This is a genomic window from Methylovulum miyakonense HT12 (assembly GCF_000384075.1).
Classification (GTDB): domain Bacteria; phylum Pseudomonadota; class Gammaproteobacteria; order Methylococcales; family Methylomonadaceae; genus Methylovulum; species Methylovulum miyakonense.
The window spans coordinates 530,746-553,987 of record NZ_KB913025.1; the positions used below are offsets into that span (position 1 = coordinate 530,746).

A 23,242-nucleotide genomic window follows, 5' to 3' on the forward strand; every position below is an offset into this window, starting at 1 on the left:
GGGATTAAAAACCACCCATTCCCGCGAGTTGCTGCGGGAATGGGCGAACCCTAAATCAATTACAAGGCTTGGCACCTCCTTCGTTGCAATCGATATGCCTGCGGTTACGGCCATCATGAGGCTTGGGTAAAAACGGGAACACTTTGTAAATGCCGTTTTTGGTCAAATTAATGCCTTTGGCGCCGATATTATAATTGACACCGTCACCCAATTTTGGCACCGGAAGGCCTAACAAAGCTCCGGACACCACACGCAAAGCAATATCCGTCACATCATCATTAGGGCGGCGGCCATTCGGAAAACCGGCGTTATCGCCAGCCAGTACCGTCAACCGTTTTTGCACGGCAGGCAAGGCGGGTTTTACACCCACATTCAGGCGTAACAAATCAGAACAGGGGTTTGTCACGGTGCATTTGGCAGGGTTTTGCCCTGGATACTTCAGCAAGGCCGCCACTAAATCAGTCCGTCCGGTCGTAGGGAAAGCCGTACCGAATGCCGTATTGATCAGGCCGGTTAGGCGGGGATTGAGGTAATAATCCAAAAATTGCGCCTCTTTATACGGCTTGGTGGCATTCCATAAGTCTTTTTTACCAGCACCGATGATGACTTCATTGACTAAAGGGTTAGCCATACGCGCCACTTGGACGAAAGCACCGGAGTAAACCGCTTGACCGAGGCTGTTAATGGTTTTGTAGCGTGGACGGCTAGTTGACGCATACATGCCGATGACAGCGGCCGCATCCGAGGTCACTTCACTGATAGGCACTTCAATGGCAATCGAATTGACATTAAAACCTGAGAACATGTCATTGCCAAAAGGGTTGGCGAAATCGTTGCCATCTTGGTCGGCCGTTAAGATGGGCGGGGCACGAAAATTTAAGGTGTCAAAAGTCGCCCCCAAATCAATATAAAACGACTCGTCACGCTGGCCGGCGAACACCCGCCCGCCATTCACTAAAGGATAAATGCCTTGCTCGCTTAAGTCCTGATAATCAGGCATGGTGCGCGGGCCTATGTTGGACGGGACCGCCACCAACGTGCCGGTGCCCAATTCGCGTGATAAGGTGCCTTTAATTTCAGTGACGGTGTAGGTTTGGCGCAGGCCTAAACCTACCGAATCCGCCCCATCCAACCCCCGGATCGCTGGCGGCAAACCGGCAACGGTGTCGACACCGCCATAAACAATCGGCAAATCAGTAAACGGTGCGCGCAGTTCAGTTTTAAATTGCACCCGGTAAACAATATCATCGGCTTTGCCATCCTTATTGGTATCAAGGTTGATGTCATAAGCCACATGGTCATCAAAATTATAATAATTGGGCCCTGCACTGGGCTCTTGCCCAGGCAGCACGTTCATAATAAAAACCAGTTTTTTGGGGTCTTCCCAACTGCGGAAGGCATAAACGTCGGTAATATCGGCGGCAGGGTCAAAAGCAATGGCAGGGGCCTCGCGGTGGCTAGCGGCAAAACTGAGGGCAGGCAACGCGGCAACAATCGAAGCAACCAATAATTTAGGCATCATTTTCATAGTAGTCTCTCTTTTTAATCAGGACGGGATTAAATTTGATAAATCGGCAGCAATTTCTATGGTTTGAAATTGCATTTATGGATACGGAGAGCTTGCAAAAATGGATGCAATAAGATGAAAATTTTTTAGATTTTTAGATATTGGAGCGCCCGACTAGGTTTCTCCAGGCAGAGGATGCCTGGGGACACTATTTTGTAAAGACCGCTGGTATTCTGTAAATGGCAGGCAACAAGGGGATACCTAGGTATTTAGCCAATGTTGAACAGGCGGGCTTTCGTAGGGGCAAGCGGTTTGCCCGCCATGGCTTTTTTGCGGTGCGGATCCTAAAAATTGACTGGGGGGAATAGGCACTGTCATTTGTGCCCATTTCCCTATGAAAAACCGCTTTGCACCAGCCCCAAACCATAATGCATCAATTCCCCGCCGTACTGTTTCAACCATCGCCGTTGCTGTTGATAGTGCGGCAAATGTTCGCCAACCAACGCCCAAAACCGTGCCGAATGGTTGCGCTCCTTGAGATGGCAGAGCTCATGCACTACGACATATTCCAACACCTCAGGCGGCGCCAGCATCAGCAACCAGTTGATGTTGATGTCGTTATGGATGCCGCAACTGCCCCAACGGCTTTTTTGGGTTTTGATGATGACGGCGCGGGGAATCAATTGTTTTTTTGCCTCATGGACGTGGACGAGCTGTTCCACCCGCTGTTTGGTTTGTTGCTTGAGAAAATGGCTTAACGCCAGTTTGATCGCTTGGCTGTGCGCTTCTTTTGGCAAGGTATCAGGAATATGCGCGACTAGGTTTTCCGTAAAACTAATCTTTACCCGCTTGTTTTTCGTCTTCAGCACCGCCAAAGGGTAATGCTGCCCCTGAAAAAGGATGCCCACACCTTCGGCAAACAATAGTGGCAACGGAAAAGCGGCTTGTTGATTTTTGCTGGCGACTTTTTCACTCGCTTCCAAAATCCACTGGCGTTTGTCGCTGACAAATTGATGCAAATGCTTTTCGGCAACTTTAGGCGGCGCGACCACTTCGATTTTGTCTTTAGTGACAACAATCCGCATCCGGTTAACCCGCGCACTGCGGCGGACGGTGTAGGAGAAAGGGAGGTTTGCCATGCTATTTGAAGACATTGGGAATGGGACACGGAGTTTAGCAAATGGGGTAGGATGGGCTGACGATAGGAAGCCCATCAATAGCCAAAACTAATGATGCGCTTCCCTTCGTTCAGCACATCCTACGGCTTGTTATGGGTGTCGTCTTGTTAGGCAACCGCCTGTTCTGAAACCACTGGGGCTAATACAATCTTTTTATGCCACAAGCCATTACTCGCAAAACACCCCCAACCCCACTTCAGCCCGTAGCCCGTTGGGGTGACGTTAGGAACCCCAACGGTTGATGCCTTCGAAGTGTTGGGGTTCGTGCCTCACCCCAACGAGCTGGGGATGTATTTCTATCTGTCCCTTTTGCCGGACACTCAGTACGCAACCATTCATATGCTTTTGGTGGTACGACACAAGGAGGGGTCATCGACTGTACCGAATCAATTTGATTCAATACGGCATGGCGGAAGAAAATCCCGTAAAAAGGAAGGGATCGGCCCGTATGCAGCGATAGCAGAATACGGGGGGAACCACACAATTCTCAATTCCGAAACCCCGTGCCGGAATAGTGCGATTACATACGGCATGTCGTTGCCGAAAAATCCCGTATTCCGTTTCACTCCATACGGGCTACTCGCTACTCGCTACGGTATGCGCCTTACGGGTTTTTAACCCAAAAGCCGAATTATCTCTTCGGCTTTTTGTTTAAAATCGCCAAATATCCCAATATCGGCATCGTAAAAACCCTGCCTACCAGCAATTTCCCTCAAAATAGGTGGCAAATAAGACCTTAGTTCTGCGGACTTGTTTTGACCGGATTCTATGTCATATTTTATTAATCCGAATACTCCTTCTGCCGCTCCTGGATATTCTATTGGGTCATTCGACAGCAAATACTCGACCAACACCTTAAAATAAAACCGGAAGGCGGGAGCAGGCATTACCCCTAGATTCTCAATATAGGTAAAGGGATTGAATTTGATCTGCGCCAATGCCTCATCGGCGTTCTTTCCAAACAATTCTTTAAATGCCCACTCATCATCCTGCTCTTCTAAAGATTCAGGCGGCCATTCTTTAATGGTCGGCATTTTTGCATCCCATAATTGTATTGTCCCATTTGCTGTCATCAGTCACACCTCAATGGTTGGTCACGGCAACTCCAAGAGTTTTGGTAATTGTCAATTAATTCCCGTAACGTTTTTTCTAATCGAGCTATTTCTCCTGGATGGTCTGCTGTGCCCTTGTACTGCCATTTGGCATCCCAATTTTTCCGCATGTTGATACATTGTTCCAATTGGTCTATTTTCCACCGTTTTTGTGCACACAGGTCCAAATGGGGAGGTGGGTTGCTCCAGCCATTGCATTGGCCTTTGTAGTTTTCCCACTCTTTATCTTTCTGTATTAAATCTTCCGTTGACATATGGTCATCCCACCCATGCGTTTTAGGCCTTCTTATCTTGTCATTTAATGAATCAGCAATCATTGCTCCGCCAAGTCCTATACCAGCAGCCCCTAATCCACCTAATCCGCCACCAGCACTACCGCCACCTAATCCACCTCCGCCACCAGCAAACCCATCTGGATCAAATCTATTTGGAATGACATTAACAAGACCCAACGGATCCACCCCATTAACCGGATTCCCCCCGACATAGCCAAACGTGTTCAACCCCCCATCAATCCCAATCGGGTCACTCTGCGTGTACCTGCCGCCCTTGGCATCATAACTGCGGAAGACATTGTAAAACAAGCCCGTCTCCACATCGAAGTATTGCCCCGGGAGGCGGAGGGGGTAGTAGAAGCCACCCAAGCCTGACGGGTTGGTGTCGGGCGGGTTGGCGCCAAAGGGGTCGACGTTGTCCCATTGCCAGCGCACTTGCTTGCTGCCGTCGATGATTTGCCGTGGCGTGCCCAGGTGGTCGGGCAGGACGGGGAAAACTCCGCCACCGCCGCCAATCAGGGCGACGGGTAAATCGCCCAGCCAGACATGTTCCTGTAGGCGGTTGCCGCTCTTGTCGTATTCGCCAATGAGGTGGCCGACCCCTTCGTAGACGAAGATGCGCGCCCCACCGCCAGTGGTGATGGCGGCACTGTCCTTGCCCGTGCGTTGGCCGAGGGCGTTAATGCGGTAGAAATAGCCGTCGGAAGTTGCGTTGGCCTTGAAGTAGGTGTGGCGTCCCCGCGCATCGTAGCCGAATTGGGCACCGCTGCTGTTGTCCTTCAGGTTGCCAGTGGCATCGTAACGGTAGGTTGCGGTGCTGGTGCTGCTGACGGTGTTGAGGCGGTTGCTGTCCGGTTCTGGCTGGTAGACGGTGCTGGCGGTGCCGATTTGTTTTTGGGTGCGGTTGCCGGCGGCATCATAGTCGTAATGGTGATCCAAGCCAAGGCCGATGTTGGTGAAATCGGTCAGGCGGTTGAGCGCGTCATAACTGTAGTCTTGCGGGTTGAGGATGGCAGTGACATTGCCAGTGGAGCCGATGACGAATTCGTCGAGCCGGGTGACATTGCCGAGGCGGTCATAGGTGACGTGTTTGCGTTCGGCGGCGCCGTTGAACCAAGTGTATTGGGTGGTGCGCCCGTCTTGGTTTTGGTAGCGCACAACGGTGGGCTGGCCCTGGACACCCATTAGCTGCCATGTTTTGACCCCGCCCCAAGGATAGTAGCGGATTTGGTCGATGAAGGGCTGGGGGTTGTCGTTGCCGTCGTTGCTGGTGTCCAGTTGGATGTTTTCGACCCGCCCGGCGGCATCGTAGCCGTAAATGGCGATGAGGCCGGAGGGGTAAGTCAGGCGGGCCAGCCGTCCGGTGCTGCTGTCAAGTATTTTGTCATTGTTAGTGTCGATGGTCAGGGCATCGTCATAGGCGTATTGGGTGGTCAAAGCTACGCCGTAGGTGGTTTGGGTTTTGCTGCTCAGCCGACCTTGGAGGTCGTAATCCCAGCGGGTGTTGCCGGACGGGTCGGTAATTTTGACCAATTGGCCTTGGCTGCCTTTGCCATCGGTGTCCTTGTCATACACATAGGTGTGGCTGGCGCTGAGGATGCCGGGGGCGCCAGTGTAAGTGGCGGTGAGCGGGCGGCCCAGGCTGTCGTAAGTGAGGGTGGCGGTGTTGCCTAGCGCGTCCACACTGGTTTTTAGGTTGCCTGCGGCATCGTAGGCGGTGTTATTGGTTTGACCCCGGTCTGGGCTGTCTTCCTGGAGTTGGTCGCCGTGACCGTTGGTGACGAAGGTGGTGGCGTTGCCGCGCGGGTCGGTGACGCTGGCGGTGCGGTCGAGGCCGTCGTAGCCGGTGGTGGTGAGGCCATTGTCGGCATCGGTCAGGGCGATCAGGCGGTTGAGGGCATCGTAGCCACCCAGCCGTTGGCTACTGTTGAAGGTGGCGTAATCGGTGGTTTGGTCGTGGGCGGGTGTGGCATCCGGATGCGCGATGGTGCGGGCGAGGTTGCCTTGCGGGTCGTAGTGATGTTCGTAAACGGCTTCGTTGGCGGCGTTCAGTTCTTGCCAGAGCCTACCGAAGTTGTCGAATTGGCGGTTGACGGTTTGGGTGGTGGTCGGTGTAGCACCGCCGGTCTTGTAGAGCTCTTGGGTGCGTTCGCCAGCTTTGTTTAGGGTGTAGGCGACGCTTTCGCTATTGCCGTTGGTGATGCCATTCAGGCGTTGGGCGGCATCGTAGCCGTAGCTGGTCTTTCCGGTAGCGGGGCTGGTGACGCTGTCCGGCAGGGTGTTGGGATAATAAGTGAAGGTGGTGGTGGAGCTATTGGTGGTGACGGTTTCCACTTGCCCGCGTGGGGTGTAGGTCAGCGTGGTGGCGACACCATTGGGGGCGGTGATGGTTTGCGGGTGGCCCTGTCCGTCATAGTCGCCGTAAGTGGTGGTCAAGGTGCTGCCAGTAACTAGGTTGGCGGCATCGTAGACGGTGTGGCTGACGCTTTGCAGCTGGTTACGGTTGTTGAGTGTTGTGTCGTTGGGGGCATAGTAGGCATACCGGGTCATATCGGTGGTGTCGCCGCGCGGGCCGTTGACGCTGGTGAGCTTGCCCAAGTTGTTGTAGCCGTATAGAGTCAGACGACCGCTACCTTTGACTGCGGACAGGCCGAGTGTGCCTTGGCGGTCATTGGTGGTGTACACAGTTTGCCGACATAAGGTGCCGTGGGCGCCACATTTATCGTCGGTGCCAGTTGAGTAAAGGTTGCCCCATACCCACTCGGTGATGCGTTGGGGTTCGGCCTTTTTGGTGGGCACCCGCCAGAAGCCGTGCCATTGGGTGGTGATTTTGCGCTCAGTGGTGTTCGGGGCGGGGGTGTAGGCTGCCAAGTCGTCGGGGCAGGCACCCGATAAAACGCCTTCAACACGCACGGTTTCGAGGTTGCGCGCAGTATCATAGGCGTAACAAGTGAGGTTGCCGTTAAAGTCCGTCCGCTTGGTGACGTTGCCGTTGCCGTCGTATTCTATCTGGTTGGAGGCGGCGAGGCAGGTGCCACCCTTGCCTTCCGGCTGGTTTTGGCCAGTGCTTTTGATCATGCCTTGGACGGTGGCGAAGTGGCGGGTATAGGCGTAGGTGTTGTTGTCCAAGGGGGTGCTGAAGGTGGTTTCTGGTAGGTCGGTTCGAGGGGAGCCGAACATAAGTTGGTAGCCATAGCTCAGTTGGTATTTATCCACCCCTCCCGCGTGTTCGGTGGCAATGGCTTTGCCGTCGGTTTGGTAACGGAAGGTGGCGTAGCGGATGCCCCTTTCGTCTTTGATGCCAGTGAGGGCGTGCGGCAAGTCGGTGCCTTGGGTAAAGTCGTTCGGCGCCACATGTTCGTTATACAGGTAGGTGCGCTTGGGGTTGCCCGTGGCGGCGGTTCTAGGGTAGGTCACGCTGGTCAGGTTGTCGGTGGCATCGTCGTAGCCATAGGTGTAAACAATGTCGGTGGCCTGTTCAGCGGCATCCAACAAGGTGACGGTGCTGACGCGGCTTTGGTTGTCGTAGTTGAACTTGAGGGTGCGTTTCTCAGTGTCGGTGACGGTGTCCAGCAACCCAGCCATCGGCAATCCAGCGGTGGTGGGTGCGGGGGTGTAGTTCAGTGTTTGGGTATAGCCGCCACGTGCCTTGATGTTGGTCAGCTTACCGGAGGCGTCATAGGTTTCTTCGGTGTCGTCTTCGGTGGTGAGCCTCCAGCCGATAAACGCGCCGTTGGCATCGGTGCGGCGGACTAGGCGGTCGTTGATGTCGGGGTCGGAAGCCCAACCCGAGCCGGTGGGTTTGTAAACGACCTGCCTGCCCGTGGCGCGCATGACGCGGACGACGGTGCTGCCGTCGGAGTAGATGACGTTCTCGAAATTGTGCCGCCAGTGCGAGCCGATGTTGCCGGAAGCGACGGTCGCCGAGCTGTGGTAATGGCGGATGAAGCTAAGCCCGCCCGTGCCTTGATAGTCCGCCTCTTTCTGGTATTTGTCGCCCGTGGCCGGGTTGATGGGGTTGCCCAGGCCAGCGCAGGGAGGAGGCGGGTCGTCGTTTTTGGGGGTGTCGGGGGCGGGACACGTTGCAGAGTTAGTAGGAAAGCACCCATACTCCTGAAGACCATTAGCCAGCATTTTTCCTGTCCATCCGACAACATAGCCTACTGGACAATACCAGTTATACATTGCACCAGTTGATATATGATTTTTGGTGGTGACGGTGTAGGGCTTCCCGTTGTCATCAATCCCTTGATAAAGGGTGTCACAAATCGCAGATGTAGGTAAGCCAAGTTGGTTGTATCTTGATTTGCTACATCCCGTTACAGAAAGGTGTGAGGTATTTTCTCTAGTAAAATCACCAGTTAAAAATCTGAGTACAGCCAAATCAGGACTGGGAGAATAATACATGTTTAATACTTGCCAACCTTTTAATGTAGCTGATGGCGACAAAGAAGGGCAACTTGTACCGGTAGTGGCGATGGCCCCCCACGATATTCCCAAGAGCCATACCAATACGATCATCCTACCACTTAAATTGCAAAACCAAGTCCGTATAGCCAATACAATATAAATTGATAATGCCCAAAAAATGACAGGAAGGCCTGCGCGTCCCGCACTCGCTTCCTTTATCCGGCTCATCTGCGTCCCCCAAAAACACATCGTAAAACCACACCAAATACCTGCCTTTATTAATTTTTCAATCATACATGCGCCTTTATGGGATAAGCCAATTACCATTGAACAAAACCGGACATGCCGGAATACGGTTTGTGGAAGATTATAGGTTAAGCGCGTAGACAGAAATATTAACTATTACCAGATTTGAAATGGCATTTTTCACACTATTGGTGAAAAAACTAATTGTTTGATATAAAAATAAAAAATAGGGGATCTTTATTAGTTTATGGTATCAAAGTGAAGATAAATTTTAAGTTAGGTGGCTCGTATAGGCTGTTTGCCGCTCGTAGATAAAAGGACAATTTGACGATAGGAAGCCCATCACAAGCCAAAACTAATGATGCGCTTCCCTTCGTCCATCTCATCCTACGGCTTATTATGGGTATCGTCTTGTTCTGTAACTTCCTGTTCTGAAAGCACCGGAGCAAGCACAATCTTTTTATGCCACAAACCATTGTTGGCAAAACACCCCCAACCCCACTTCAGCCAGTTCAGCAAAGACACCGCCAGCCACAAAGACCACGCCAACATCAACACCCGATAAGCTAAAACAGGTACGGAAATAACCGTGGTGGAGGGTAAAGTCGATAAGCTGCGGTCTTGATACCAATTTAAGTTGAAGGCGCTAGAACCATTGCCTGTGATGCGCATATCCGGTGTGCTTAACAAGCCTTCGGCGACGGCGGCGAACAACACGCCTAAAGAACTTAAGGTCAACAAACCCAGCACGACTTGCAACAAATTGAAATGGCGGTAATCGGCGGTTTGGTTTTGCCGCCAACCTAGCAACATCAGCCATAAGATGACAATTCCAGCGACCGCCATCGGCACTTGGCTAAGGCCAATCAGCAACAAAAACCATTGCCAATGTTTTAAGGGAGTCAGGCTGATTTTACCCAAGCCTAGCGAGACGATAAAAATCACCACCAACACACCCCAGAACAAAATCGCTGGCCCCAAAGTCGGGCCATGCACCCATAATACCCAACGGTCTTGGCCTAGGCTGATATTCAAACGGCTATTGACGCTGGGCGTGCCTAAATCAACGCTTGGTGTAGATATCACACTGGCAATTGGCGATTCTTCATGCCAATTAATGGATACGTCCTGTTTGCCTGGAGTGACTGGCAAGGTCAATTTCCGCTCTTGCAAACGGATGGGCATGGTTTGCCCGTTGATCGCCACTGATTGCAAATCTGCGTGTTCCGGCAAGATCATGGTATGTTGGCCACCTTGCGAGCTGCGTAAACTGAAACTCAGCACCACATCCTGTAAACGTTGCCCTGGTTTTAGGTTTAATTGGCTTTGGTCTATCGTCAAGGTTTGCCCGTTGACCGCTTCGGGGCGGGTGATTTGCAACGCCAGTTTTTCACCGGGCCAAGGATGCCATTCCGGCAACCATTCGGCTTGATCCAAGCTATGGATAGGGGCAATGCCTTGGCTTTCCATGTGCCAAATCGGGCTGACATTGGCTTTCCACACTTCTGTCCATTGCTCAGTGCTGGGCGCAAGCAATTCTAAGGCGGGCGCTTTAGCCAAAGTCGACAGCCATTCTGTCTCGGTATCTTGCGCGGACATATTCACTTCGACCATGCCGTCTTTGACGTGGACACCTTCGGTACTAACCGCTTCCCCAGGCAATAAAGGAATTTTTAACACTACCGCCGAACCCACGGGTGACAAGCGATTGACGCGGGTGTAAACGCGCCAGTCCAAACCTAATTGTAATGTACGCTCGACACTGATAAACGGCGGCAATACACCGGGTTCGAGCATCGTTTTGTTGTTAGCGTCTTTGGTTTGGCCGGTACGGCTAAATTGTAATTGCGTGTCCGGCACGGCGTTTTCTTGGATGCCCACCACTTCCCAGCCGGATTTGTCCAAAGTCACGCGTTTGGGTTTCAAGGGTAAAGGCAGGGTGAATTGGCTGAGCAATGGTGACGTTCCGCGCAGGGTGACGCGGTGTTCGCCTGGTTTTAAATGTATCCATAAGCCATTGCCTTCGCGGTACAAAGCCGTCGCAGCTTCGCCATTGTCGAGGACTTGGTTCGGAAACCATTGCCCATATTCAGCAGGCAACGGCAACACCACAGCCGCACTGGCGTGGATTTGCAACACCAATTCCACTCGATCTTGAGTAATGCTCATCGCCATTTGTGGAATATCGGCACAAGCGGGCAAACAATCGGGTGTTTCGACTTTTTGCAAACGGGTTTTCAATTCGCTTAACAAGGCTTCGCTAGGATAATCGGCGTAGGCTTTGGGTTGTATTGCCATCAATACCGGTAATAACAACAAAACCAATACAGCAGGCGGAGTTGCCCTGAATTTGGGGAAATGGGGGCGGAATTTATCAGCAACGCCAAACATCAGCATCGCCAACACTGCGATAGCCAAAACACGAAGAAAATTTAAGAACATAGTCACAGGTGGCGACAAATACCATAAACCCAATTGTTGTTGGCTGGACACCGAACCATTCCACGACAAATAAATTTTATGCCATTGCCATTCGGGCAAACCGGGGCCGGTTTGGACTTTGGCGGCTGGGTCTATGCGGTCAAGGCTTTGGGCTTGGTCTTGCAAATAGGCTTTCGCCTCTTTTTTCATCGTTCTTTTTGCCATGTAACTGTCGGATTCCACCATGCCCATCACGGCAGGCGCACTCGCAGGCAGCGGCATTTGCACGGATTCATCAAGCCGCCCTTGGTCGTAATTTTCGGTAATCGCTTGGCTTGGTGCTTCCAATTGCGGATACAGGCCGTTATGCACTTGATCCACCATAAACGGCAGCGCAATCAACACCAAACCCAGCCAACCCGCTAAACGGTAACTTTTTACCAATCTTGCAAAACCGAGGAATTTGTCTTTGGGCAATTCGTTAAGTAAAGCTGTGGCGGCGAGGATATTCAGCCAAACAAAATGTGGCGCGTCGGGTTCGTGCCAAATCAATACCAAAGTGACCAGGGCAAATGCGCCCCAATATGGATGCCAAATCCGACCAATTGCCAAACCGGCACACAACACCATGAACAAATCTAGTAAAGTCCAGCGCGATAACCAACTGTCCGGCACATTATCCACACCACTTGCCGCCAGTAACCGCCAGCCAGGCGGCAAATTCAGTTCGGCAGTGACTTGTTGAAAATCCTGCTCCCAGCCAACCGCATTCAAATCACCGACCTTGCCAACAATACGGCTATCGGCTTGTAAATTGACCGAACCTTGGCGCACTTCCACGCCTTGCTTGTCGCTACCCGCCAGTTTGGTGATCAATAAATTGCCATCATTGAGCGTGACTTTACCCAACTGGGTTTGCGGCAAGGCATTTAACCGCCAGCCACGCGAAATTTTGCCCGAAATAGTGTCATTGGCGGTGTAACCTTGTCCGTCAAAATCCAGCCACAATTTTCGGTTAATAGTTAGTTGGTTGGCATCGGGATCAGGGTCGCCCCGGCGTATCACTTTAAAACCCATCGCTTGCCCGTTGTTAATGCTATAGGCAGGCAGGTTCTTCCATTCGTCCGGCACATTGCTTTGGCTGGTGTCGATGGAAGCCAGTTGTTCAATTTCGACCACGCGCACATCGGGGCTGGCTTGGAACAACCAAATTTCCAATTCAGGCCAGTCTTGGCCTCCGCTGGGGAATGGCACGGATGGCAAATCTTTCACGCTACGCGCGGTGATGTCGATTTGCCAATGGCCTGGACGCAGTTGCACTAATAACTGCCCGTCATTCTCTAACTTTGCGGGTAAGGCGGATGCCAAATTGAAGGCGATAAAGTTATCTAAAACGGGTTTGGCAAGTTTGACTTCGCGCTGTTCGCCCGCCACATCCAGCACTAAGCGGGTAACGGCTTGCAATGGCACATCGTCGGTAAACTGGCGGAACACTTGCAGATCAAGGCTGTTTTGGACATTTGCCAATTTGCCCTGCCCGCTCTCGCTTTCTTTCAACCACAGCTGCCCGTCGCGGATGGTTGGCGCGGCTATGGCTTGCCCGTTGATGCTGAGGTTAATGAGACCCGTGTCCATCGGCACAGGGAGATTGTCGGGAATGCGCTCCCAGAGGAATTCGCCGTGGATTTGATAGCTGCTTGCCGCGCCGTCAGCAGTGATTTTGATAACAGGAATGCCGTCCTTGTCCATCACCAAAGCGGCCTGCTTATTGATGGTGACATTCTGCGGCCAATGCAAGCTATCGCCCGGCAACTGCACCCACGTATCCTTAAAAACTTGGCCTGAGGTCGTGAACACGCCTTTAGTCGGACTTAAATCCAATTGCGTGGCGGTAGGCCAGTTGCAGCGTTTTTGTGCGCCATCACTGTATAAAAACGGGCACACAAGTTCGGGATTATCTTCCGCCACCCACTCTATCCAAGGTTTGAGAGGCTCGGGGACTTGGTCTTTCGTGAAGGGTTTGGCGAAGACGGACGAGGAAAACCAGCAGAGGACGAAACAGATAAACCAGACGGGCTTGTGCATGGGCAGCTCCTAAGAGTGATAGGCCCCAACAATAGCACGAAGCCGGAAGGTTCTGCAAAACTTCACAGGAGGATTGGATGGCACCTGCCCCAATCAGGTGACCAGCCAATCGCCGCCGCCAACAGTTTGAATTTTCAGGGATATTGGACAGGTTAGGAAATAGCAAAAAACCGGTATTGGCCAGGCGGGACAGTAAACCCCCTCAGGCTTCACCAAGCCCCGCACAACGGCGGCATAAACCATGCACTTCCACCGCTTTGCTGTGGGCGGTAAAACCCGCCTGCCGGAATTCCTCCGCTAAGGCCTGCATGACCTTGCCCGCCGTGCGCTCCTCGACTTCCTCGCATTGCTTGCAAATCAGCAACAATTGTTCGTGCTGATGCCCCGAACAGCGGCAACCGACAAAGGCGTTGAGGCTTTCCACCCGATGGACTAAACCTTGCGCGATTAGAAAATCCAAAGCCCGGTAAATGGTGGCGGGTTTGGCGGCATTTTGTAGCGGTTTGATACGGTCCAATAATTCATAAGCTTTCACGGCCTTATGACTTTCCCAAATCAACTCCAGCACTTGGTGGCGTATGGAAGTCAATTGCACGCCGCGCTCGCTACACAAATGCTCAGCCGTTTTCAACGCGTCATGCACACATTGCTGGTGGTTATGCGCATTGGGTTCCGGTAAATTTAAAGTCGGTTCAACAAGGGTTTTCATCAAGATGCCAGGAGGTTAAAAGCGGATGATATAATATAGCCCATAACCAAAGCGGGCAATGCACGGAAACCCGTCAGGGTTGGCCATCCAATGAAAACCCAGCATCAGAAAGCCTTGTGTTTGGCTAGTTGGTGATGCCAAAACGGGTTGGTTGCTAGATTTTCGCTTTTTTAATGCCATGGCCCATTAAGCCCTTAGGCCTTACCGGAACACAATGAAAACGGAACATCCCCTTTCTAAATGGCCAGGTATCCAGGGCAAACAAGCACAAGCCATCCATCCCTACCCAGGCGATAACAGGTATTTTACCTTTTCCGCCTGCGCCGCCATGCCCCCTCCCCCGCCATTGCATGGGAGCCAGCCCCAAAATTTCCGGCCGAATGGCCTATCGGTAACTTGCCAAATGACGGGGGACGGATACATTCCGTATTTGCCCCCAAAATACCTGTAATTTCCGTCTAGCATTGGCTTATCCAGTATCAACATGTCGACATGCTTGTTTTACCTCGCTAACAATCACATGGCGGAAGCTTCCGGTTTACTGTCTGAGCATTTGTTTTTTCAGACAAAAGCCAGGCTAGCCGTGGTAATTGCGGTGTTGTCATCGCACATGGTTTTGCCAGCGGCACAGGCTGAGGCTGTCGATGAATACACCATCAAGTCAGTGCTGACACTCAATTTGATCCGTTTCACCGATTGGCCGGCCGAAGTGTTTAAGGGCAATGATGGCACGGTGAACCTTTGCGTACTGGGCGACGATGCCGTCCAGCAAGCATTCACGTTGATTGATAAAAAACGGGTCGGGGACAGGACGCTATCGGCACACAACATCAACACTAGCGGCAGCCAACTGGGCCAATGCCAAGTGTTATATGTCAGCATGGAAACCAACAACATCACTCAATGGCTTCAGGAAAGCCACAAACGCCCCATTTTAACAATTGGTGAAACGGATGGTTTCCTTGGCCAAGGCGGCATGGTTTATCTGAAAATGGCGGACGCTAAAATCCATCTGCACATCAACCTAAAGGCCACCAAAGCGGCCGGGATCTGGATCAGCGCCAGGGTCTTAAAACTCGCGACCATTTTCAACCCTTAGAACCTGTTTTAAAAGCGTCGCGGGCGGTTCGCACGGAACGCAGAAACTTGGACGTACCTGAGGAAAGCGGGCACTGCGCAACAAAACAAGCAGGCCACCTTATTCCCACACCCGGCATGGGAATAAGGCCCATCAAAGGCAATCGGCCCCGGCCTCGCCGCACCAACCTACCCCGTATTCCGCATCCCCGCCGCTATTGCGTTAATCGTCCTCAACAAGGGTTTGCGCCAAGGATTTTCCGCTTCATCGGTTTCGGCGTTGCGCACCGCCTTAATTAAACTGGCCTGGATATAATTCAGCGGCCCCAAATAATTGTTGCGGTGGCGCAAAGAGACGGCGAGTTCCGGATTTTCCGCCAGCAAGCGGTCGGTTTCGGCGATTTCCAATATCCATTCCACGCAGCGGCGATGCTCGCTGGCGATCATGCCGTGTATGTCCTGGCCGACTTGTCCGTCCAGACACAAAGCCGCATATTCGCGGGCGATGTCCAAATCCGATTTGCTCAAGGCCATTTGCGCGTTGCTGAGCAAATTGTGGAAAAACGGCCAATTTTTATACAACCCGCGTAATGCCGCCAAGCGGTCCGGCTTACCGGCGCACCACGTCTCCAGGCTGGAACCAATGCCATACCACGCCGGAAAGGTTTGCCGCGATTGCGCCCAAGCGAACACCCAAGCGATGGCACGCACCGAATTTTTCGAGCGGTCTTGTTTTTTGCGGTGCGAGGGGCGCGAGCCGATGTTGAGCTGTCCGATTTCCGTCAACGGCGTGGCTTCGTAGAAATAATCCAAAAACCCAGGGGTGTGCTCGGTGAGTTGGCGGAAACCGCTCTCGCCGATTTGCGCCAACTCGCCCATGATCGCCAAATCCTCCGGACGGTCTTCGTCAACCGGACGCACCAGGCTGATGCTGGCCTTCAGCAAGCCCGTGATGCCCATCGTCAGCTCGTACATGGCGGTTTCCATGTTGTTGTAGCGGTAAAACAGGGTTTCGCCTTGTTCGGTGAACTTGATTTGCCCCCGCACCGTGGCGGGCGGCTGCGCCAGGATCGCCTGGTGGGTAGGGCCGCCGCCACGCCCGACCGTGCCGCCGCGCCCGTGGAACAAACGGCACGGGATGCCTTGCTCGTCGGCAATCGCCATGACTTGCTGCTGCGCACGGTACAAGCCCCAAGCCGAAGCCAAGATACCGCCATCTTTGCAGGAATCGGAATACCCCAGCATGATTTCCTGACGTTGCCCCGATGCCTGCAACAAGGCGCGGTAGACGGGTTGGGCAAATAAGGTGCGTAAGACGCTGTCGATATGGTTCAGGTCGTTGATGGTCTCGAACAAGGGGCTGACCCCGATATGGCAGAACCATTGCCCGCCGATACGCCCGGTCAGGCCATTTTGCGCCGCCAACAGCATCACTTCCAGGATATGGCTGGCCGCGTGGGTCATGGAAATGACGTATTTGCTGAAACAATCGCCGCCGATCTCGCGGCGCATTTCCGCCATGACGCGGAACAACTCCAAGGTTTCCGTCGTGGCGGCGGACAGTTGCGTCGCGTCATAAACCAAACCGCCTGGCGTGGCGATGGCTTCACCCAATAATTGCAGGCGTTGGGCCTCGTCCATAGCCAGATAATCCAAGCCCAAGGCGGCGGTAAAAATTTCCGCGACGGCTTCACTGTGGCGGGTCGATTCTTGGCGCACATCCAATTGCATCAAATGGAAACCAAAGGTGCCGACCAAACGGATCAAGTCCTGCAATTCCAATTCCGCCACCGCACGGTCACCGTGGCTGACCAACGATTGCTGGATAAGCTGCAAATCGGCGAGCAATTGCGCGGAGCTGCGGTAAGATTGGTCGACAATCTGGCCGCTGTAACCGTCGATACGCTGCTCGATTTGCGCCAAGCGTTGTTCCAGCCGATATTTCATCAAGGCCAATTTTTGCCGATACGGTTCTTGCAGATATTTATGCTCCAGCGTGTTAGCGTGGTCGCCAATAAAGGCGCGGTCACTTTCCAGGCTGGCGAAAAACTCAGGGCTAGGTTGGCATAAGCCATAAGAAAATGCCAATTGCCTGCGCACCGCATCAATGCGCTGCAGGTATTCCTGGACAATCGTACGGGCTTGCAGACGCAAGGCCAACGCGGTGGTTTCCGGTTTGACATTCGGGTTACCGTCGCGGTCGCCGCCTATCCAGGAACCGAAGGTCAAAAAATTCGGGATACGCAGCTCCGTCACCGCCTCCAGGCCATAGACATCTTGCACGGCACGTTTGAAATTCCGGTACATCCTCGCCGTGGCTTCAAACAACGAGAGCGGGAAATAAAACAACCCGGCTTCAATCTCATCGACCACGCCCATGCTGCGCGTCCGCACCTCGTCGATTTTCCATAACAACTGGACTTGGCTTTGCAGGCGTTCCAAGGCCTGCTCCCGGAAATAGCCTTTGACACGGTTGTCATCCAGTATTTCGTGGCTAAGGAACACCTTGCGCAAAGCGGTGCGCACCGTACGCCGCTTTGCTTCAGTCGGGTGCGCGGTCATCACGGGCAAGTATTGCAAATCGTCGAGCAGGATTTGCAAATCGGCGACGGTCACGCCTTGTTGCTGGAAACCCAGCAAAGTGTCATGGAAAGAGCCAGGCCAGAAATGCTTGTTGTTTTCGATTTCCTTGCGGCGCAGGCGTAGGTTAGTCGACTCTTCGGCGATGTTCAGCAAACTAAAATATAAACTAAAGGCCCGGATCACTTCGGTTAAGGTCTCAGGCGGCAAATCCTGCAACGTGGCTTGCAATTGCTGGCGTTTCTCCGGGCTGCTGTCGCGTTGCAAAGCGGTGAACTGCTTTTGCAGTTGCTCGACAGTCGCCATGATTTTCGGATTGGCTTGGGTTTTCAGCACTTTGGTCAGCATCGCTTTTAAGGATTTGATGCTGGCTTGCAGGGCTTTGTCGTCGTATTGGATGTCAGCGGTCATAGACACTCTCTATGGAAGTTAAGGGAATTTTTTAAGATACGCATTAATAGCCTTAAAGGTAGGGTGGAATATTTGGGGTTATTTGTGTTAAGTTCTTGAAAATATCAGCAAGAAACAGACCGGAAACAAAGTCGTCACCAGTATATAAAAGTTTGGCTTTACCGGCACGGCAATTGCCGTCCGGACGCTGCCTGGGTTACGCTATCGCCATAAACACAGCAGACAGCCCAACCATTGCCGCCGCACTGCAAGCCGAGTGCACCATGCTGTATTCGGAGGACATGCAACATGGGCAGATAATTGATAACCGGATGATGGCCGTCAATCCGTTCTTGTGAAATTTTCAGGTAAATGTCGCCGGGATTGGCTTGGATGAAACGCAATGGGCGTGTTAGGCTTGAACGGTGCGGCAGTCATGCGTGTGTTCTTGACAATTAGGCCGTAGGTTGGTGGTGAGCTTGCGAACCCCAACATTTGCGGATTTTATGCGTTGGGGTTCGTGCCTCACCCCAACCTACCGTGCTAACCCGGCGCAACCAGACCACCCAAAAGCGGGGCGGCTGGTTAACCCTACGTTAGGCAACATAATGAATCTAAAAAAGGTTTGTATTCCAATGAAAATCATAGGCTATCAAAATAATCCACCCCGCGATGGCTGGTTCGCCATCGCCTTGGGCATTTTTATCATTTTGCTTGTTCAATATATTGACCCGGTAGGCAGCAACCCGGACACAGGCTGGTTCCAGTTAGGGTCATCGGGCACACGTAAGCTAATTGAGTTTATGGGCGTTTTTTTCATCGCGGTTGGCCTCTGGGTATTTGTTTGGAGGCCCAAACGCGAAGTCAGCATTGACCATCGGCTGCGCCGGGTGACCGTTCGCGATACTTCACGTTTCGAAAAAAAACATCGGGACATCCCCTTTGCTTCGATTTCCGAGGTTTTCATCGGTCAATGGAATAATTTCGATTTGGAAAGCCGTACGGATCATTACGAATACTGGTTATCCATCCGCTTGCTATCAGGGGAGCTTGTGGAAATCACTGACCGCACACGGCATAGGGACAAGATCGAAAAGATTCGCGATGACGTGATCGCCAGCATGAAAATGCACTAACGAATAACAGGGATCAGAACCCTGGGATGACGAAAGGGACTCGAAAAGCGCGATAGCGAACCCCAGCATTTTACGGCTGGTATTGCTGGGATTACGCCCCCGCCCCATCCCAGCCTACTCCACTTTTAAGTAACAGCCACCAACTAAACCGTACCGATTAACTTCAAAATTAATCCGGTAATAATGGTTATTTGCAGCAAACCCACACCCACCACCCAACGGATCAAATCGGCTTTGGTTTCGGCTATCTTTAATTCAAGCCTTAACTCCGTTTCCCTCAAATCCCGCTTGGTGGCAATGTTATCCAATTCATAATCATGCCGCGCTTGTTCCAAGGTATTGCTAACCGTGGTTTTTTGTAAGTCGGTTATAACTTCCGCTTGTTCCTCGCTAAACCCCACGTCTTTGAGTTTTTTAACAAACTCATGGGTATCGAACGATAATGTAGCCATTGTTTTCACCCTTTTAGATTTTTACGATACGTTTGTACTTTACCATAGCTATCAAAAATGTGGCTGGCCTAGCCATGTAATCCATTTTTCAACATAATCCGAAAGCCGGAGTTACGCCATTACCAACCAATTTTTAAGCCTAACCACTTTTTCATGTCTTTTCGTGCTTTTCGTGGACAATCCCAAATCAATCCAACCACTCATCCTGCCTGGCATTATGGAAACACGCCAGCAAATCATCCACTTGTAGTTGTTGCTTCTGTTCATAACCAAAATCATGCAACACCCTGCCGCCGTGCATCATGACGATGCGGTCGCCGTATTGGACGGCTTGCTGCATGGAATGCGTGACCATCAAGGTGGTCAGCTTCGCGTCGGCGATGACCCGTTCGGTCAAGGCCAGCACTTGATCGGCGCTTTTCGGGTCTAGGGCGGCGGTGTGTTCGTCCAGCAATAACAGTTTAGGCTTCAGCCAGGTCGCCATCAGCAATGTCAGGGCTTGGCGTTGCCCGCCGGAGAGCAGGCCTATCGGGCTGTCCAAACGCGTTTCCAGCCCCATATCCAGTTCGCGGACACGCCCTTGCAATTCCTGGCGCAATTTCCGCGATTGCGCCCACGCCAAACCGCGCAGTTTGCCGCGTTTGGCCGCCAGCGAAAAGTTGTCGAGTATCGACATGCCCGACGCCGTGCCGGAAAACGGGTTTTGGAAGACGCGGCCTATCCACGCGGCGCGGCGGTGTTCGGACCAATCACCAAGGTCTTGGCCGTCCAATTCGATACGTCCCGAATCAATCTCGAAACTGCCCGCCAAGGCGTTGAGCAAAGTCGATTTGCCGGAACCGTTGCCGCCCAAAACGATGACGAACGCGCCTTCGCCTATGTCCAAGGTGATGCCGCGCAGGGGCCGGACTTCGTTGGCCGTGTTGGCGTGGAAGGTTTTTTCGACATCGGTTAATTTTAACATGGTCGGGGCCGTGCGTTTTTCGTCCGTTTACGGTTGGCGCGGACAGTAAGTTTTCTGGCCAGATCAGGCAGGACTAAGGCCGCGAACACGAACACGGCGGTGATGAGTTTCAAATCATTGGGGTTAAGGCCAAACGACAAGGCAATCGCGACCAATTCCCGGAACAGCACCGAGCCGATGATGGCCCCGACGATGGCGAGCCCGACCCCTGCCGCACCAGTCAAGGCCTCACCGATGATGACGCTGGCCAAGCCCCAGACAATCATGCCGATGCCCATTTGCACGTCGGCAAAATTTTGGTATTGCGCCCATAAGCTCCCGGCCAAGGCCACTAGACCGTTCGCCAAGGCCAGCCCGAACAAACGGTAAAGCGCGACATTGCCGCCCAAGGCTTTGACCATTTGCGGGTTGTCGCCCGTCGCCCGCATCGCCGTGCCCAAATCCGTGCGGAAAAAAGCCCATAAAACCAGCGCGATGCCGCTGACCAGCGCAAACATCAGCATCAGCATGGTGGTATCCGCGCTGGACACTGTCCATCCCCCTAAATTCGTCGTCGCCGCGCCAAACCAAGACGCGCCCAGCTGTTCGCAATAGCTAGACAAGGTCGCCACCCCCAAAAACGGGATATTGCTGCGCCCCATGACATGCAAGTTGACCGAATACAAGCCGGACATCACCAAAATGCCGGACAGCAAGGGGTTGATGCGGAACGTGGTTTGCAAAATCCCGGTGACGGTTCCGGCGATCAAGCCCGCCACAAATCCCGCCAATGTTGCATAGAAAGGATGCACACCGTAATTGACCAACAACACGCCCGTGACCGCCGCGCCAAAGGTCAAGGAGCCATCGACGGTGATGTCGGCAATGTCGAAAATACGGTAGGAAATGTACACGCCCAAGGCCAGCAGGGATAGGATAATACCTAGGGTTAATGCGCCGATGAGTAGGGTCATGGTTTTTTGTTGGGGTTAATTTTGGAGGTATGAATTTTGTCCACGAAAAGCACGAAAAAAATTTCTCGTTCCCAAGCTGCGGCTTGGGAATGCGGTATGGGAAGCTCTTGCTTCCTGTTATTCTCGAAGCTAGAGCTTCTGAGACTTGGGTTGCCAAGCCAGAGCTTGGTAACCAGCGAAATATTAATATTCATGTGGTTACGATTGTGTCAGAGAGCATCTACTAATTCGTAATGTGCATTGTTTAAATTACATTAAATCATTAACTGTGGGCAGTGGCGCTCCGGCGTGGGGATGGTTTTAATGCACGACCTTCTTCTCCGTCCCATCCAACTGGATAATCACGCCCGCTTCGCGGTATAAATCCTCGCCAAACACCCACGCATCACGCAAGCCGCTACGGGCTTTCTCGTTCAGTTGGATACGTTTGGGGACAAAGGCCTTAACGGGCATTTGCGCCGGATCAGCGCCCGCCAACACCGTACCCGCGATACGCCCGATTTCCGCACCGACTTCGTGATAATCCGCACCAAAATCAAACAGCGAGCCGCGCTGCGTATGTCCGGTGATATTGGAAAACACGGGGATTCTTGCCGCTTTGGCGACTTGGGTCAAACTTTCCACCGTGGCGTTCACCGACGAATCGCCGCCCGTCCAAAACGCTTGCGCACCCCGCGCCACCAGCGATTCGGCGGCTTCGCGCACGTCTTTGCTTTGTTCAATCGACGCTTCCAGCAAGGTGATGCCGAGTTTTTCGGATATGGCGCGGGCTAAGCGGGTGCAGTATTCCGAATTGGTTTCGGCGGGGTTCCAGACCACGCCCACGGTTTTTAAGGCCGGATTGATGTGTTTCGCCAAACGGAAAATCTCCGTGACGGGTTGCGGTGTGCCGATGCCCGTCATGTACGCAGGTTTGTCCAGGCTATCCAAAGCCTTGATGCCCACCCCCGAAGTCACGGGCGAGGTGACCGCACCGAACACATGCGGGATATGCGCGGCGCGGTTGGCGTTGCTTACGGCCTGGAGCATGACCGTGGAAATGGTGACCGCCAGCTTATAATCGCCACCGACAATTTTTTGCGCAATCAGGTTGCCAGTGGACAAGTCATTCTCGGCGTTATAAAAACTGATCGCCACCTTGTGCCCGTCGTCGTAGCCTTGGCTATGCAAGCCATCCAACACGCCTTGGCGGATTTCGTCCATCATCGGATTGGAGCTGTGCTGTAAAATGGCAATCGGGATACGGTTTGCCGGGTTTTCTAAAGCCGCCCCGGCATCACGGTTATGCCGGTCTGACCACAGCAAAACCGCAGCGGCGAGAATAATCAAAGACAGGGAAAAGCCTAAACGTTGTAAGGGTGCGGTCATGGTATTTAGCGTGGTGGCAAGTCAATTAAGGTATGCTGTGCGTGGCTTCAGGCTTGGGGTTGATGCACGGCCTACGGTGTTTTTGGGCTGCCGCATACGGCGTAGACCCGGCACGTTGACCGGGTTCACAATTTGGTAATAAATTGGACAATCTAAGTCATTGCTAACAATTTCAAGCAATTATGCTACATTTTTGGTGATTTTCAACAAAGTTATCCACAGAATATGTGGATAACTGGGAATATCAGCGGGTTTTATCGTTTTATTATCTATATTCCCCAGCAAACTCCCCACCTTGGCAAGTGTCGTAGGCTGGGATGAAGCGATAGCGCAATCCCAGCACCACCAGCCACTCTGCTGGGGTTCCTTGCGTCACCCC

At 52.7% G+C, this 23,242-nt stretch carries 14 protein-coding genes; 3 read left to right on the top strand and 11 right to left on the bottom strand.

Annotation, left to right across the window (positions count from 1 at the left end; translation table 11 throughout):
• Positions 1-55: 55 nt before the first annotated feature.
• From METMI_RS0102745 to METMI_RS0102785, 6 genes are all read right to left on the bottom strand, one after another.
• Positions 56-1,528: a DUF4331 domain-containing protein gene (locus tag METMI_RS0102745; protein ID WP_019864684.1), complete on the bottom strand. Its 1,473-nt coding sequence runs from the start codon at positions 1,526-1,528 to the stop codon at positions 56-58.
• 371 nt (positions 1,529-1,899) lie between these two features.
• Positions 1,900-2,646 carry a M48 family metallopeptidase gene (locus METMI_RS0102755; protein ID WP_019864687.1) on the bottom strand — a complete coding sequence of 249 codons (747 nt, stop codon included), beginning with the start codon at positions 2,644-2,646 and terminating at the stop codon, positions 1,900-1,902.
• A gap of 653 nt (positions 2,647-3,299) precedes the next feature.
• Positions 3,300-3,758, bottom strand: a complete 459-nt coding sequence (locus METMI_RS0102765) for a hypothetical protein (RefSeq protein ID WP_019864690.1) — start codon at positions 3,756-3,758, stop codon at positions 3,300-3,302.
• Positions 3,758-8,206 carry an RHS repeat-associated core domain-containing protein gene (locus METMI_RS0102770; protein WP_019864691.1) on the bottom strand — a complete coding sequence of 1,483 codons (4,449 nt, stop codon included), beginning with the start codon at positions 8,204-8,206 and terminating at the stop codon, positions 3,758-3,760. The genes METMI_RS0102765 and METMI_RS0102770 overlap by 1 nt, the downstream gene beginning before the upstream one ends.
• A 909-nt stretch (positions 8,207-9,115) precedes the next feature.
• Positions 9,116-13,234, bottom strand: a complete 4,119-nt coding sequence (locus METMI_RS0102780; protein WP_019864693.1) for a hypothetical protein — start codon at positions 13,232-13,234, stop codon at positions 9,116-9,118.
• A gap of 202 nt (positions 13,235-13,436) precedes the next feature.
• Positions 13,437-13,943 carry a transcriptional repressor gene (locus tag METMI_RS0102785; protein ID WP_019864694.1) on the bottom strand — a complete coding sequence of 169 codons (507 nt, stop codon included), beginning with the start codon at positions 13,941-13,943 and terminating at the stop codon, positions 13,437-13,439.
• A gap of 484 nt (positions 13,944-14,427) precedes the next feature.
• On the opposite strand from METMI_RS0102785, the gene METMI_RS0102800 reads away from it, so the two are divergent.
• Positions 14,428-15,042: a YfiR family protein gene (locus METMI_RS0102800; RefSeq protein WP_019864697.1), complete on the top strand. Its 615-nt coding sequence runs from the start codon at positions 14,428-14,430 to the stop codon at positions 15,040-15,042.
• 167 nt (positions 15,043-15,209) lie between these two features.
• Here METMI_RS0102800 and ppc read toward each other — a convergent pair whose 3' ends face one another.
• Positions 15,210-18,011, bottom strand: coding sequence for a phosphoenolpyruvate carboxylase (ppc, locus tag METMI_RS0102805; RefSeq protein WP_019864699.1), 2,802 nt, complete (start codon positions 18,009-18,011; stop codon positions 15,210-15,212).
• A gap of 152 nt (positions 18,012-18,163) precedes the next feature.
• On the opposite strand from ppc, the gene METMI_RS27360 reads away from it, so the two are divergent.
• Both METMI_RS27360 and METMI_RS0102815 read left to right on the top strand, forming a co-directional pair.
• Entirely contained in the window at positions 18,164-18,349 is a 186-nt protein-coding gene (locus METMI_RS27360; RefSeq protein ID WP_019864700.1) for a PIN domain-containing protein, read from the top strand.
• Positions 18,350-18,598: 249 nt separating this feature from the next.
• Positions 18,599-19,126 carry a hypothetical protein gene (locus METMI_RS0102815; RefSeq protein WP_156829753.1) on the top strand — a complete coding sequence of 176 codons (528 nt, stop codon included), beginning with the start codon at positions 18,599-18,601 and terminating at the stop codon, positions 19,124-19,126.
• 143 nt (positions 19,127-19,269) lie between these two features.
• Here METMI_RS0102815 and METMI_RS0102820 read toward each other — a convergent pair whose 3' ends face one another.
• The 4 genes from METMI_RS0102820 to METMI_RS0102840 all read right to left on the bottom strand — a co-directional run bounded on the left by METMI_RS0102820 (position 19,270) and on the right by METMI_RS0102840 (position 22,863).
• Positions 19,270-19,578, bottom strand: coding sequence for a coiled-coil domain-containing protein (locus tag METMI_RS0102820; protein ID WP_019864703.1), 309 nt, complete (start codon positions 19,576-19,578; stop codon positions 19,270-19,272).
• A gap of 187 nt (positions 19,579-19,765) precedes the next feature.
• Positions 19,766-20,542: an ABC transporter ATP-binding protein gene (locus METMI_RS0102825; protein WP_019864704.1), complete on the bottom strand. Its 777-nt coding sequence runs from the start codon at positions 20,540-20,542 to the stop codon at positions 19,766-19,768.
• A complete protein-coding gene (locus METMI_RS0102830; RefSeq protein WP_019864705.1) occupies positions 20,536-21,495 on the bottom strand; it encodes an ABC transporter permease in 960 nt (319 codons plus the stop codon). The genes METMI_RS0102825 and METMI_RS0102830 overlap by 7 nt, the downstream gene beginning before the upstream one ends.
• 300 nt (positions 21,496-21,795) lie before the next feature.
• Positions 21,796-22,863 (bottom strand): ABC transporter substrate-binding protein, encoded by a 1,068-nt coding sequence (locus tag METMI_RS0102840; protein ID WP_019864707.1) that lies wholly within the window; start codon positions 22,861-22,863, stop codon positions 21,796-21,798.
• Positions 22,864-23,242 lie beyond the last annotated feature (379 nt).

What these genes read in the sequence shown, in the direction of transcription:
- METMI_RS0102745 (WP_019864684.1), bottom strand. Translation starts at nt 1,528, where the DNA reads ATGAAAATGATGCCTAAATTATTGGTTGCTTCGATTGTTGCCGCGTTG.
- METMI_RS0102755 (WP_019864687.1), bottom strand. Translation starts at nt 2,646, where the DNA reads ATGGCAAACCTCCCTTTCTCCTACACCGTCCGCCGCAGTGCGCGGGTT.
- METMI_RS0102765 (WP_019864690.1), bottom strand. Translation starts at nt 3,758, where the DNA reads ATGACAGCAAATGGGACAATACAATTATGGGATGCAAAAATGCCGACC.
- METMI_RS0102770 (WP_019864691.1), bottom strand. Translation starts at nt 8,206, where the DNA reads ATGCTGGCTAATGGTCTTCAGGAGTATGGGTGCTTTCCTACTAACTCT.
- METMI_RS0102780 (WP_019864693.1), bottom strand. Translation starts at nt 13,234, where the DNA reads ATGCACAAGCCCGTCTGGTTTATCTGTTTCGTCCTCTGCTGGTTTTCC.
- METMI_RS0102785 (WP_019864694.1), bottom strand. Translation starts at nt 13,943, where the DNA reads ATGAAAACCCTTGTTGAACCGACTTTAAATTTACCGGAACCCAATGCG.
- METMI_RS0102800 (WP_019864697.1), top strand. Translation starts at nt 14,428, where the DNA reads ATGTCGACATGCTTGTTTTACCTCGCTAACAATCACATGGCGGAAGCT.
- ppc (WP_019864699.1), bottom strand. Translation starts at nt 18,011, where the DNA reads ATGACCGCTGACATCCAATACGACGACAAAGCCCTGCAAGCCAGCATC.
- METMI_RS0102815 (WP_156829753.1), top strand. Translation starts at nt 18,599, where the DNA reads ATGAATCTAAAAAAGGTTTGTATTCCAATGAAAATCATAGGCTATCAA.
- METMI_RS0102820 (WP_019864703.1), bottom strand. Translation starts at nt 19,578, where the DNA reads ATGGCTACATTATCGTTCGATACCCATGAGTTTGTTAAAAAACTCAAA.
- METMI_RS0102825 (WP_019864704.1), bottom strand. Translation starts at nt 20,542, where the DNA reads ATGTTAAAATTAACCGATGTCGAAAAAACCTTCCACGCCAACACGGCC.
- METMI_RS0102830 (WP_019864705.1), bottom strand. Translation starts at nt 21,495, where the DNA reads ATGACCCTACTCATCGGCGCATTAACCCTAGGTATTATCCTATCCCTG.
- METMI_RS0102840 (WP_019864707.1), bottom strand. Translation starts at nt 22,863, where the DNA reads ATGACCGCACCCTTACAACGTTTAGGCTTTTCCCTGTCTTTGATTATT.